This is a genomic window from Aminipila terrae (genome assembly GCF_010120715.1).
Taxonomy (GTDB): Bacteria; Bacillota; Clostridia; order Peptostreptococcales; family Anaerovoracaceae; genus Aminipila; species Aminipila terrae.
Genome location: NZ_CP047591.1, coordinates 1,442,531 through 1,456,041 on the forward strand (window position 1 = coordinate 1,442,531; position 13,511 = coordinate 1,456,041).

At 38.9% G+C, this 13,511-nt stretch carries 12 protein-coding genes and 1 pseudogene; 1 reads left to right on the plus strand and 12 read right to left on the minus strand.

The annotated features are described in order from the left end of the window. Positions 1-22: 22 nt before the first annotated feature. The 3 genes from Ami3637_RS06870 to Ami3637_RS06880 all read right to left on the minus strand — a co-directional run bounded on the left by Ami3637_RS06870 (position 23) and on the right by Ami3637_RS06880 (position 3,076). Positions 23-1,462 carry an amidohydrolase family protein gene (locus tag Ami3637_RS06870; protein WP_162361927.1) on the minus strand — a complete coding sequence of 480 codons (1,440 nt, stop codon included), beginning with the start codon at positions 1,460-1,462 and terminating at the stop codon, positions 23-25. Between the two features lie 16 nt (positions 1,463-1,478). After that, positions 1,479-2,615 (minus strand): alanine racemase, encoded by a 1,137-nt coding sequence (gene alr / locus Ami3637_RS06875; protein ID WP_162361928.1) that lies wholly within the window; start codon positions 2,613-2,615, stop codon positions 1,479-1,481. Between the two features lie 92 nt (positions 2,616-2,707). Then, positions 2,708-3,076, minus strand: coding sequence for a metal-dependent transcriptional regulator (locus Ami3637_RS06880; RefSeq protein ID WP_162361929.1), 369 nt, complete (start codon positions 3,074-3,076; stop codon positions 2,708-2,710). A gap of 229 nt (positions 3,077-3,305) precedes the next feature. Between Ami3637_RS06880 and Ami3637_RS06885 the strand changes: the two genes are divergently transcribed. Next, positions 3,306-3,968 carry a GntR family transcriptional regulator gene (locus Ami3637_RS06885; protein WP_162361930.1) on the plus strand — a complete coding sequence of 221 codons (663 nt, stop codon included), beginning with the start codon at positions 3,306-3,308 and terminating at the stop codon, positions 3,966-3,968. Between the two features lie 334 nt (positions 3,969-4,302). Here the strand turns inward: Ami3637_RS06885 and ftcD are convergent, their stop codons facing one another. The 9 genes and pseudogenes from ftcD to Ami3637_RS06925 form a co-directional block, all read right to left on the minus strand. Beyond that, positions 4,303-5,199 carry a glutamate formimidoyltransferase gene (gene ftcD, locus Ami3637_RS06890; RefSeq protein ID WP_162361931.1) on the minus strand — a complete coding sequence of 299 codons (897 nt, stop codon included), beginning with the start codon at positions 5,197-5,199 and terminating at the stop codon, positions 4,303-4,305. Positions 5,200-5,231: 32 nt separating this feature from the next. Further along, positions 5,232-5,857 (minus strand): annotated as a pseudogene (locus Ami3637_RS19090) (cyclodeaminase/cyclohydrolase family protein). A gap of 47 nt (positions 5,858-5,904) precedes the next feature. Continuing rightward, entirely contained in the window at positions 5,905-6,798 is an 894-nt protein-coding gene (gene hutI, locus Ami3637_RS06900; protein ID WP_330586870.1) for an imidazolonepropionase, read from the minus strand. Next, positions 6,795-7,142, minus strand: coding sequence for an amidohydrolase family protein (locus tag Ami3637_RS18435; protein ID WP_330586871.1), 348 nt, complete (start codon positions 7,140-7,142; stop codon positions 6,795-6,797). The genes hutI and Ami3637_RS18435 overlap by 4 nt, the downstream gene beginning before the upstream one ends. Positions 7,143-7,150: 8 nt before the next feature. Next, positions 7,151-9,175 carry a urocanate hydratase gene (locus Ami3637_RS06905; RefSeq protein ID WP_162361932.1) on the minus strand — a complete coding sequence of 675 codons (2,025 nt, stop codon included), beginning with the start codon at positions 9,173-9,175 and terminating at the stop codon, positions 7,151-7,153. A gap of 87 nt (positions 9,176-9,262) precedes the next feature. After that, positions 9,263-10,753 carry a histidine ammonia-lyase gene (gene hutH, locus Ami3637_RS06910; protein ID WP_162361933.1) on the minus strand — a complete coding sequence of 497 codons (1,491 nt, stop codon included), beginning with the start codon at positions 10,751-10,753 and terminating at the stop codon, positions 9,263-9,265. A gap of 518 nt (positions 10,754-11,271) precedes the next feature. Then, positions 11,272-12,870, minus strand: a complete 1,599-nt coding sequence (locus tag Ami3637_RS06915; RefSeq protein WP_162361934.1) for a M56 family metallopeptidase — start codon at positions 12,868-12,870, stop codon at positions 11,272-11,274. Between the two features lie 44 nt (positions 12,871-12,914). Next, positions 12,915-13,109 (minus strand): hypothetical protein, encoded by a 195-nt coding sequence (locus tag Ami3637_RS06920; protein WP_162361935.1) that lies wholly within the window; start codon positions 13,107-13,109, stop codon positions 12,915-12,917. After that, entirely contained in the window at positions 13,109-13,498 is a 390-nt protein-coding gene (locus Ami3637_RS06925) for a BlaI/MecI/CopY family transcriptional regulator (protein ID WP_162361936.1), read from the minus strand. Before Ami3637_RS06925 ends, Ami3637_RS06920 begins: the two co-directional genes overlap by 1 nt. Between the last annotated feature and the right edge of the window lie 13 nt (positions 13,499-13,511).

The following is a 13,511-nucleotide window of genomic DNA, read 5'->3' on the forward strand; positions in this document are numbered from 1 at the left end:
GATAAAAAATTGGCATGCAGCTTTAAAGCTGCATGCCACTCATTAAGTCGTACCATTCACGCATGTTATCTTCTTCTACATCGTATACAACTTGTCCGCCAAGAACAGTCATATCAGCTTGAAGCTTTTTAAACAAAGAAGGTTTTATTAAATCAAAAGGATTTTTTTCAAACACAGCGAAATCTGCTAATTTTCCAACCTCAATTGTCCCCAGCTTGTCACTGACTCCAAGAGAAATTGCTGCATCTATTGTAAAGCTGTCCAGAATTTCTTCCACACTGGAAGCTTCCTCGATTGCAGCGTATTCCTCTGCAGGTTCCCTCTTTGTGGAAGGCTGGAAAAATACATTATCCGTGCACATTTCACTTAAGCTGAACTCTTCACTGTCTCTTCGAAGTTCTTTGTCACAGGCAACGATAAAGATATTCTTTCTATACCCTGCATTTCTTACTACTGTAATAATTTCCATGCATTCCTTAAGTGCTTTCGAATCAAGAACATCTATATGCACATTAAAGCCCTGGTCAGAAACTTCCATTATTAGCTTTTTTACATTCTCTATGTCTAAATCTTCCGCCTCTTCTTCCCTTCTAAGGGAGATTTTCAGCACATTGCAATGAATGGAATCGTCCAGTTCCATTGTATTTGTCTTTTTTTCCGTAAGTCTTTTCATAACAGCCTTTAACCGATTTATGTTATCACCAGCCACCTCAAGACTTCCGAAATACCGTTGTTTCATCATTTCCTGCTGATGCATCATCAGAAGAACCTCCTGACAAACATTATCCATAAATTCCGGCGCTCCAGCATTGAAAAGGCTGGTAAAACCCTTTGAACAATATTCTGATGCAAGTTCTATAATCCTGTTCTGCAATTCTTCGTAATTAAAAGGTGATACACTCTGCATAAAGTAAGATACGGAAATCATTGGAACACCATCTTCCTGAGCGGCTTCTCTGGCCTGCTCGAGGGCACAATTGTTTACCCAGAGAGTACCTTCTCCCAGGCTCAGAAGCATTATGGGTTTATCAGTACAAACTTCATCAAGCTTCAGACTGGCTTGTTCCTGAGTCATTTCTTTTAAAAGACCTGCTTTGAACCCATATCCAAAATATACATCCTCTTCAGGATTATTTAAAATATAATCAGACAATATACCCTGTACATCCTCTATTTCGTCATTTTCTGAAAGGGAGATATACATACCTTCAAAGGCTCGAAGAGCTCCATGATTATGTGTATTTATAAGGCCTGGCAGTACATATTTTCCAGAAAGATCTACCACATAAGTGTCCGGTCCTTCATACTGACCGGCATCCTGGCTGTTTCCCACATATATAAACTTTCCATCTTTGCAGGCTACAGCTTCTGCCCAGGGCAGATCTCTATTCTGGGTATATATTTTCCCGTTTATAAAAATTGTATCTGCTGTGTGATTTTTTTTAAATAGTCCAAAGGCCATCTGTTCTTTACCCCTTTTATTTTACATAAATTTTTGGTAACCGCTGTCCAAAAGCGCATACAATTTCATAATTAATGGTACCTGTTGCATTGGCTATATCATCAGCTAAAATAGTATTCTTTCCGTCCGTGCCCATAATTATTACTTCATCTCCCACTTTTACGTCAGGTACATCCGTAACATCAATCATGCACTGGTCCATACAGATGTTTCCCGCAATAGGTGCCATCATACCGTTTACAATGACCTTTGCATGCGCTGAGTAGGGTCTTGGATATCCATCTGCATAGCCTAAGGCTATGGTAGCTATTACACTTTCTCTTTCAGAGATAAACTTTCTGCCATATCCAACAGAGAACTCTTTTCCTACTTTCTTTAAATGGACAATATTTGCTTTTACAGACATAACAGGTTTAATGTCAAGCTGCTTCTTGTCCACCTCATCAGAAGGATAACATCCATAAAGAATGATTCCCGGTCTTACTGCATCATAATGTACAGAAGGAATCTCCATAATTGATGCACTGTTGGCAAGTGTTCTAAAAGGTATATGAACGCCTGCTGCTTTTAGTTTTTCATAAAAACCAGTGTATCTTTCTTCCTGCAACTTTGAAAAGTTCTTGTCATAGGCATCCGCTGTAGCCATATGTGAAAACATGCCCTTTATCTTAAAGTTAGAAAGTGCATCTATTTTCTTTACGTCTTCAGCTGCATCCAGATCATCCCAAAGATATCCGATTCTTCCCATACCTGTGTCTACTGCAATAAGTCCCTTTATAGTTTTTCCTGCTTTTTCTGCTTCTTCCGAAAAGGCTTTTGCATTTTCAAAATTGCATACTACAGGGGTAATGTTATATGTAACAATTGTATCAGCATACATATCAGGAGTTAATCCTAACATGATTATTTCCTCTTTAATTCCTGCCTCTCTAAGAGTAACAGCCTCCTGCAGTGTAGCTATGGCAAAAGTTTTCACACCATTTTCCTTAAGGACCCTGGCTACTTCCACTGAGCCGTGCCCGTACGCATCTGCTTTGATTACTCCTATGATTTCTTTATCGGCTCCGGCTTTAGCTATAATATTTTTGATATTATAATCTAAATTTGATAAATTAATTTCTGCCCATACTGGTCTAATTGCTTCTTTTAACATTTTATCAATCCTTTCTTTTTCTGGTTTATTACAACCATAGAGAAATTCCCGAAGGGATCGGCCTCGAGAATCTCTGTTTTTGTATATTAAATTTATTTATTAACCAACGCTTCACAAATCTTTCCATAGGTCTCATTGGACAAGTCATGCTCTATCCTGCAGGCATCCTTCAGGGCATTTTCTTCACTAACTCCCAATATTTCCATTAAAAACTTAGAGATATTGTTATGTCTGTCATAAATACTCTCTGCTGCATGCTGGCCTTTTTCAGAAAGGGTTATATGGCCTTTTTCGTCCATATAAATATACCCATCTTTCTTTAGTATGCTCATGGCCCTGCTGACGCTTGGCTTTGAAAATCCTAATTCTGATGCTACATCAATTGAACGTACGATATCATTTCTTTTGTGGAGTACTAAAATAGTTTCCAAATAGTCTTCCCCGGACTCATAAATCGCCATATCCTTTACCTCCCCCATTTCATCATTCCTTTCATTCTAACATATATTGTATGAATTTCGCAAGTATACGGATAGGAAAATTGTCTAAATCTATTGACTTTTCTAAGTTTACTTAGCTTACGAAAATCTGCTTTATTCTTCTTTTGAAATAAACCTATTCTTATAACCTGAAATTTGATAAAATAAGTGGTAAAGTACTCCCTATATTTTTGTAATGTGAGGTAATAAAGTGTCAGACACAAAGTTTTCAAGTTTTTCTTCTCTTACTGATGAAATCACGGAACTTTTAAGAGAAAGAATTTTAAAAGGGGAATATGTTATAGGGGAAAAAATAATAGAGAATCAGATTGCTACTGAATTTCGGGTAAGCAGAACACCCATACGAGACGCCTTTAAACAGTTAGAATCCGAAGGTCTTATTGACTATATTCCTAACAGGGGCAGTTTTGCAAAAGGTTTTACCCGTCAGGATATGCAGGATGTCTATGCTGTAAGAAGTGCTCTGGAGCAGCTGGCAGTTGAATGGGCCATAGAAAGAATTACGGATAAGGAATTGGAGCAACTTCAAAACCAGGTAGAACTCATGGAGTTTTATACCCTGCGTAAAGATTGTGAAAAGGTGATGGAAACCAATCTGTCTTTTCATGAAATCATATACAACTCTACCAGAAGCCGCTTTTTATCACATATCCTGAAATCTTATCAGCAATATGTTCAGCAGGCCAGACGTGCTACCGTATCAGACGAAGAAAATCTGGAAGTTATATGTACAGAGCACAAAGAAATATTAAATGCTGTTATGGCAAAAGATGTTGAAACCGCCAAATCGAAAATCGCCAGCCATCTGGACAATTCCCGGAACCGGGCGCAATTAAAATGGAATATAAAATAACTTGTTGCTCAGAAGGGGCACATGAAATCTATTATACTATTGAGGCTACCGTGATTATTATTTTTACTTAAATCCCGGTAGCTTTTTGCATCTTTACTCATTAGTTTTGACACCTTGTTAGCTTTTTTATTGAAATGGCTACCATAAAGTTTCAACTATTCATGAAATACGGTAGCTCTTGCCAGAAATGCTACCGTGAATTTTGTTTTTTTATAATTATAAGAGCAAAAACTTATTTTGTTGATCTGCGTTTGGCTGTCTAATCATCCTGATTCGCATAAAAAAAGAGGCGGTTGCAAAATATCAGTCATTTTGCAACCGCCTCTAAGGAATTTTACAGTAAATGATTTTCAATAACCTGTACAGAAGCATCAAAATCTTCAATCTGAAGATAATATTCTGCTGCATTGAACAGGGCGTTCATTGGGCAAAGTCCAATGATCTCTGTTCCGATAACGTGCACTCCGTATCTTGCTGCCTCAGCCTTTGTCAGTTCAACAACTCGGTAAAGAGGAGTTTTTGTAAAATCTGTCATGTTGATTGAAACCTGCGCAGTATTTCTTTCTTCAAGCAATACACCCATAGCTTTTACGCAATCAAATCCCCCATTGGATCTTCTGATGATCTTAGCAATCTTACTTGCAATCTCCACATCTGAAGTGCTTAAGTTGATATTGAATGCGATTAGCGGTGGTCTGGCTCCCACTGCAACTACTCCACCGGTAGGATGGATTCTCTGTCCCCCAAAGTCTGGAATCCAAAGAGAGTCTTTAACCTTTTCTGCCATTCCTTCAAACTGTCCCTTACGAACTGCAGCAAGATTTTCTCTATGAGGGGCGCTTGCTGACTGCTCATATAAAAAGACTGGCAGGTCTGCTTCTTCAGCAATTCTCTTTCCAACTTTTTTAGATAATTCAATACAATCTTCCGTATTTGCATCTTTAATAGGAATAAAAGGCATAACATCTACACATCCCATTCTTGGATGTTCTCCTGTATGCTTGGTTAAATCAATTAACTCTACTGCCTTTTTAGCAAGTTTCACACTGGCCTCTTCACAGGCTTCAGGGCTTCCCATGTAAGTGATTACGGTTCTGTTATGGCTTGTATCTGATGAATAATCCAGCAATGTGCACCCAGCTGTGGTTCTGATCTGATCTACACATGCTTCGATTATCTCCTGATTTCTGCCCTCACTGATGTTTGGAACACTTTCTATTATTTTAGCCATATTAGTAACTCCTCCTAATTTATTTAGTATTTTTATAATGAAAGTAAAATCTTATTATACAGTTCTCTTTCTAAAAGTTCTGCTTCCTTGATGATCTTTTCCCCTTTTTCCGCAAAAGTTCTCGCTGCCGCCTCATCCTTTACACCCGGAAGATTAATTTTAACATTCAGCCATGCCCCTTTAATACAGGATATAAGATTTAACACAGCTACGCCTAAATCACTGTCTGCATTGGGATTTGTTTTTCCCACAAGATTTTGTATAATTAAAAGCCCGTCATATGCCAGCTCCATGGATTTAAATGGAACTTCAGTAGCCACTAGTGTACCCTCTGCAATAGCGTTGCTTCTGACCTTTTTTCTTCTTCTGTTGCCTTAGGCATTTTAAATGCTGCTGAAACCAGATTAAAAGCCTCTGTATCTTTGTCCACCGCTTCTCTTAGCGCATCATATAGCTTTTTACTGTCTGCCTTTGCCTGAGTGCAAATTTCCTGATAATCTGCGAACTTTTCTTTTCCCAGGGTTAAATCACAAACCATCATAACCAGACCCACTCCCTGGGCCCCTGCAAGAGCACTTACAGATCCTCCTCCAGGTGCTGGAGCATCAGACTTTAAAATGTCCAGATACTCATTCACTTTCATTTCAATTAATTTCATATATATCTCCCGTGTTTTATATAATCAGAGATTGCCTCATATCTCTTTTAAACCAGTATGCCTTCTTTAATTACCTGCATTGCAAGGTTTGATCCAAACCTGTAACAAAGCATTTCCATATTTGGAGCGTCCCAGATAACTATATCTGCCTGTTTTCCAACCTCCAGAGTTCCAACCTTGTCTCCCCTGCCTATGGCACAGGCAGGATTAATGGTTACCGCTGTCAGTATTTCTTCTGGCGTCATTTTATATCTTAAATAGCCCAGATTAATTGCAAATTGTAAATTTAGTGATGGGCATGACCCGGGATTAAAATCAGAAGCAATGGCTACTGGTATACCCAGCTCAATCATTTTTCTTGCCGGAGCAAAAGTTTTTCCAAGATAAAAAGAAGTAGCCGGCAGTAACATAGCTGTAGTCCCTGCTTTAGCCATGGATGCCAGTCCGTTTTCGCCTATAGCAATTAAATGCTCGGCCGAGATGGCTCCCATTTCACCAGCCAGTTCAGACCCACCGATTTCCTCAATTTCATCTGCATGAATTTTAAGTCCCAGTCCATGTGCTTTTGCACATTCCATATACTTCCTACTCTGAGGTACATCAAAAACTGAATCCTCGCAGAATACATCTGCAAACTCCGCCAGTCCCTGTTTTTTTACTTCTGGAATTACCTCCCTGCAAAGCATTTCAATATAATCATCTGCCTTGTCCTTATATTCATCAGGGATTGCATGAGCCCCCATAAAGGTTGAAACCATATCCATGGGATGATTTTCATCCAGGCTTTTCACTACTTTCAGCATTTTGATTTCATTTTCCATATCAAGTCCGTAACCACTTTTTGCCTCGCAGGTCGTTACCCCAAGGGCCATCATTTCGTCTAAAAAATCAAAGGATTTGTTATAAAGTTCCTCAAAAGTGGCCTGCCTTGTATGTCTCACTGTATCCAGAATACCTCCCCTGCGTTTAGGATGTCCAAATAAGTAGCACCTTTCAGCTTCATGGGGATTTCATTCTGCCTGTATCCACCAAATACCAGATGGGTATGGCCCTCCACCAGTCCCGGTGTAACCAGCCTGCCTTCAGCATCGATGACAGTGTCTGCATTTTCTGCTCCCTCAGGCAGTTTTCCCTCTTCACAGATTTCTTTTATGATGCCGTCTTCTATAAGAAGAGCGGCATCTTTCAGCTTAACATTTTCTCCCTGCTTTTCTCCCTTATGACTGAAACTTCCCGTAGGAGTCTGCAGGATTCCAATATTCTTTATCAATAAGGTATTTTTCATTATTTCACCTATTTCATGTATTTTGCAACAATACCGTCTACCAGTTCATCACTTGCCACATAAGGAATGGTGATGTGTCCTGCACCTGCATAGTTCTTGTTATAAGCCACAGAAGTTTCCAGAGCATTTTCATTTCTTGCCCAGTTTCTTCTGGCAACGCCTCCCATTACATCCCACATCATTGCAGATTTAATGATAGTATCAATCCTCTCACTTCCATCCAGTACAAGTCCGAATCCACCATTAATAGATTTCCCGATTCCAACGCCACCGCCGTTATGAAGGGCGCATAAACTCATACCTCTTGCTGCATTTCCTGCAAAGCACTGAACTGCCATATCTGCCATCACATTACTTCCGTCTTTTATATTTGAGGTCTCTCTGAATGGGGAATCCGTTCCGCTTACATCATGATGGTCACGTCCAATCATAACCGGACCAATCTTGCCTTCTCTCACAAGTTCGTTAAACTTAAGAGCAATATTTGTTCGTCCTTCTGCATCCTGATAAAGGATTCTTGCCTGAGTACCTACCACCAGTCTGTTCTCTTTTGCATCTCTGATCCATACCCAGTTGTCTCTGTCCTGGAATCTTCTTTCCGGGTCGATGCAATCCATGGCAGCCTTATCTGTTGCATCCAGATCTTCCGGTTTTCCAGACAGGCAGACCCATCTGAAAGGTCCATAACCAAAATCAAACAACATAGGTCCCATGATATCTTCCACATAGGAAGGCCAAATAAACCCATCCTTTTCATCGATACCGTTCTTGGAAATTTCTTTCACACCTGCATCGTACATAGCCTTCATGAAAGAATTTCCATAATCGAAGAAATACGTTCCTTCTGCTGTCAGTTTTTTAATAGCCTGGAAATGCCTGTGAAGAGATTCATCTACCTTGCGGCAAAATTCCTCTCTGTCTCTATGAAGCAGCTCTGTTCTCTGATCAAAAGTAAGCCCGACCGGACAGTATCCTCCATTATAAACATTGTGGCAGGAAGTCTGGTCTGATAACAGATCAATCTTAAATCCTGTTTCAGCTGCTTTCTCAAGTAAATCTACAATATTTCCGTGATATGCAATGGATATGGATTCTTTTGCATCAATTTTTTCTTGAGCAAGTTTAAAGACTTCATCCAGATTGTCAAGAATAACATCAACCCAGCCCTGATCCTGTCTTGTCTGGATTCTGGAGAGGTCAACTTCAGCAAATATACCAACAGCTCTTGCAATATTTGCTGCCTTAGGCTGAGCACCGCTCATGCCCCCAAGTCCGGAAGATACGAAGGTGTGACCTGTTAAATCACCCTGTTCCGGTACTCCAAGATATTTTCTTCCCGCATTTAGTATGGTGTTAAAGGTTCCATGAACGATTCCCTGAGGTCCGATGTACATCCAGCCTCCCGCAGTCATCTGACCATAGTTTGCTACGCCCATTTCCTCTGCAATTTCCCAGTCTTCCAAATTGTCAAACATGCCCACCATGATGGCGTTTGTAATAATTACACGTGGTGCTTCAGGCTTTGACGGGAATAAGCCAAGGGGATGACCGGATTCAACGACCAGAGTCTGATAATCCGTCAGTTCTTCAAGATATTTCTTTATTAATCTGTACTGCAGCCAGTTCTGGCAAGGCTGACCAGTTTCTCCATAGGTAACCAGTTCATAAGGATACAGCGCTATTTCAAAGTCAAGATTATTATCAATCATAACCTGGAAAGCCTTACCTTCTATACATTTTCCTTTATACTCGTCAATAGGCTTACCGTAAATTCGCCCTGCAGGTCTGTACCTGTAAGCATAAATTCTTCCGTAATTCTTTAGTTCCTCCATAAATTCCGGTGCTAAAGTTTCGTGAAGTTCTTCTGGCACATATCTAAGCGCATTTTTAAGGGCAAGCTTAGTCTGTGCAGGAGTAAGTCTGAACCCTCTGTCCGGAGCTCTTCGCTTACCTTCTTCAAAAGCCGGATACTCTGGTAAAGTTGCATCCAGCTTGATAGTCATAGCTTCCGCTATTTTCTTGTTGTCTAACATTTATTTACCCCCTGTTCTTAATAATCGTTTATTTGCGATATACTTTGTTTGTGATTTATATTAACTTTACAGCTTTTTCAACTGCTTCTACAACGGAATTATTTTTATCATTTCATCGAACTTCTTTAGTTCATAATGCATGATTACATCCTGATCTACAGGATCAACAGTCTGTCTGATAAAATCATAAGCTGCTTTTGTTCCTTTTGCCAGACCACTTTCGCCTCTTAGCCAGATTCCCTGGGAAGCTGCGAACAATTCTATACCAAGAACTTTCTGTGCATTATCCAGTACCAGGGCTGCCGTTCTTGCAGCTGTTGTTCCCATACTTACATGGTCTTCCTGATTCCCTGATGAAGGAATAGAGTCAACACAGGCTGGATGAGCATAAATCTTGTTTTCAGAAACCATCGATGCTGCTGCATACTGAGCAATCATAAACCCAGAGCAGACACCACCGTGTTTCGTCAGGAATGCGGGCAATCCTTCTGATAACTGAGGATTAACAAGTCTTTCCGTTCTTCTTTCGGAAACATCAGCCAGTTCTGAAATGGCAATCTTTAAGAAGTCAAAGGCAAGAGCCATCGGCTGCCCATGGAAGTTTCCTCCAGATATTACTTCATCTTCATCTGGGAAAATCAGCGGGTTATCAGTTACTGCATTGATTTCTCTTGTTACCGCATCATATACATATTGAACTGCATCTCTTGATGCTCCATGAATCTGTGGAATACATCTCAATGAATAAGGATCCTGAACTTTATTTGGATTTGTTTCATGAGCATTATCACTGCCTTCAAGCAATGTAAGCAAATTCTTTGCTACATCTTTTTGCCCCTGATGTCCTCTCACATCGTGGACTTTATGGTCATATGCTTTTTTAATTCCGTTTAGTGCTTCTGCAGTCATGGCTGTTGCAATATCTGCAACCTTTAGCAGGTTCATGGCATCCCAAAGAACATTTACACCTACGGCAGTCATAATCTGGGTGCCATTTATTAAAGCAAGGCCTTCCTTTGCTGCAAGTTCCACAACAGGAATTCCCGCTTTCTTCATGGCTTCTGCACCAGGCATAACCTCTCCTTTATATTCGGCATCCCCTTCTCCAATCATGGTAAGAACCATATGAGATAATGGAGCTAAGTCTCCGGAAGCTCCCAGGGATCCCTTTTCCGGAATAACGGGATGAACCCCCTTATTTAACATATCAACTAATGTATTTAACGTTCCTGGACGGATACCTGAATTCCCTCTTGAAAGTGCGTTACACCTTAACAGCATGGCTGCTCTCACCACTTCTCTTGGAAATCCCTTACCCATAGCACAAGTGTGGCTTATGATAAGATTTCTCTGCAAATCTGCCGTTTCATCATTGGATATAAAAGTATCAGAAAACTTTCCAAATCCAGTAGTTAAGCCGTAAATAACGGCTCCATCTGCAAGCTTTTTATCTACATAATCTCTGGCCTTTTTTACAGCAGCCTGTGCCTCAGGAGTAATAATCACTTCTTCATTAAATCTGGCTACACGGATGACTTCTTCCACCGTTAATTTTGTTCCATTAATAGTAATACTCATTACTTTTTTCCTTTCGTTTTTATATTTAAATAATTATTCTCTAATTTGTATATTTATTCAGCAATCTTTTTTTGCTTTTCCCCAGCATTTATTATATCAAAATAGTTAATAAATTTACAATACTTTATTTCAAATTTTCTCAACATTTCTAGTTGTATTGTATTTTTAGACATTTTTGCATACAATCTTACTCGAGTACCGCACTAATGAAGTAAAGCAACATAGTTCTTTTTCGACAGGTTGTTTATGGCGTTAACGCTTTACCTAATTATTGCTTTACTATGAATAATTATACCAAACCTATATTGTATTATGTCAGAAACTATAAAAATACTCTTCACGCATTTGTGTATCTTCACAAAATATTTTCCAAATAAAAACAAAACATCAGCTAAATCCAGATAATTTTATTGCTTTATAAATAAAAATGCTGCCAGAACTGGCAGCTATTTTTTAGTGTTTCCTGCTTAAATTATTATCCCTCTTTTCATGGGGACATACGTATTGTTTTCTTTGCTTCAATAATAGCTTTTGCCCGCAAAATCATTTTTCAGACTAAAACCATGATTGTATAATACCTCCATCTGAATATATCTGTCCGTGATGGCCTGTGCCGTTGGCCATTTTGCCACATATCCGGCAGGAAGCACCTGAAGATAGATTTTTCCATCTTTAAAACTAAATTCTCCCACGTTTCCAACCGATACGGAACTAAGTTTACCTCCCCATTCTTCCTGAAGAGATGCTAAATCTATTCTGTCTCCTGTATCCTGCCCATTAATGGCTATAGTTAATGTGCCATTCTGCACAGTGTACTTCAGCTTATTATTTATGAGTTCTGCCCATTCATCAGAACTGAATAAATAATCTGTCCCGTTATTTTTATTGTCTCTTTCAAATATATGTAATTCGTTTAAGTCAATGCCTGTTCCATTGGCACTTCTTAATATCATTGCCAATTCTTTTATTCCATCATTGTCGTAATCTTCATACTGTAACTGAGGCATTTCACCGTAGACACCCCAGAATATATCGAATACCTGAATGTGATTTCCCTGTCTTATACTTATTCCCCGCAGGGTATATGTGCCTTTTTCCTTTCCATTCTCTTTCAATCCATAGACATAAATATCCTCTTCTGGAATCTCCGCTACCAAGGCAATTTTGCTGTTACTTTCCAGAAACCTATTCCAGTCCTTATCATTTTTTATCAGGTCAGTAGGAAATTCTACGTTCTTTGAAATAAGGTTAACAGCTCCATGCCAGGTGTAATTTTTAGCAACATTTTGCTTATGCCCATCAAAAGCAAATGCTATAGTAGAACCAATACTTGCAATCAAAAGTAATGTAATCACAATAATAACCAGACCATTGCTTTTTTCCTTTGTGCTTAGAATATTTTTCAGCCTTCCCTTAAGATTTTTCGTATTGTCATTAAAACATGTGGTTAATGCTACTTTTCGTGTTTTCTGTTGATTGATACAGGTAAGAATAGTTTCACCATATGCCTTTTTCTTATTTACTGGCATTCCTTTAATTACTTCCTCATCGCAGGAAAACTCTAGTGCAATATATGCCTCATAGCGAAGGAGATAAATCACTGGGTTAAACCAGTGTATCCCATTTACCAGAAGCAGCAGCATTTTATACCAGAGATCATATCTTTTGTAATGCGTGAATTCATGCCTGAATATAAAGGTTAATTCCTCATTGGAAAAACACTCAGAAGGTAAAATCAGAACAGGATGAATAAGTCCCATTAGTGAAGGACTGGCTATTTTGTCACAAACATAAACTTTAAACTGCTTCTTTATGTTAAGATCTTTACAAATATTTATAAGTATATTTTCCATGTTGGGATTTGTCACAACTCTGCTCCAACGAAAAACCTGTTTTCTAAAATACAGGTATCCAACAATATAATATGCCATAAACCCTATGCACCCAGCACTCCAAACGAAAAAGATTATGTCCGTCCACGATGCAAACTTTTCAGCTTTTTCTGCATTTTTAGCAATGGGATCAGATTCTTCTGCTTGCATCAACGCTATAGGTTTCATAACTGGTAATGCTTCTTTCCCGGCTAGCTTGCTAACCTCTGCTTCCTGACTTTTCACTGCTTTAGAGGAAAAAGCGTATAAATTATTAATATCTGGAATATTTACCTGAATGGGGCAGATGAAGTAGAAAAGTCAACTGGAATTAAAAGTCTTATGGCGATTATCAACCATATCCATTTTCTCCATTTGGCAGCATAATGTTTATTGATAAAGGCAGAAAAGAGCTTTACCGTTAAAATGATTACACTTGTAGTAAGGGAAACTTCCAGCATCCATATAAGCCATTGATCTGACATTACTTATTCTCCCTTTCCAATTGATCTAGATACGCTTGTAATTCTTTTATATCTGCATGATCGATTACTTTATTATGATATAAACTTGTAACAAAGTTCTGCAGTGAATTTCCATAAAGTTTTTCTAAAAATGTTTTACTTTCCTGTGCCTTATATTCATTTTCTGTTATCAGAGCAGAGTATAGATTCATGCGGGTTGTTCTGTCACAATGAACAAATCCTTTTTCTCCTAATCTTGCAAGGGAAGTCATCAGGGTTGATAACGCCCATTTACGAATTCCCTGTATCTGCTCTAATATATAGTTAGATGTAACAGGTTCACTACTACGCCAAAGAACCATCATAATCTCTAATTCTGCATCACCCAATCTTTTTTTGTTAATTGTCATTTCAAACGCTCCT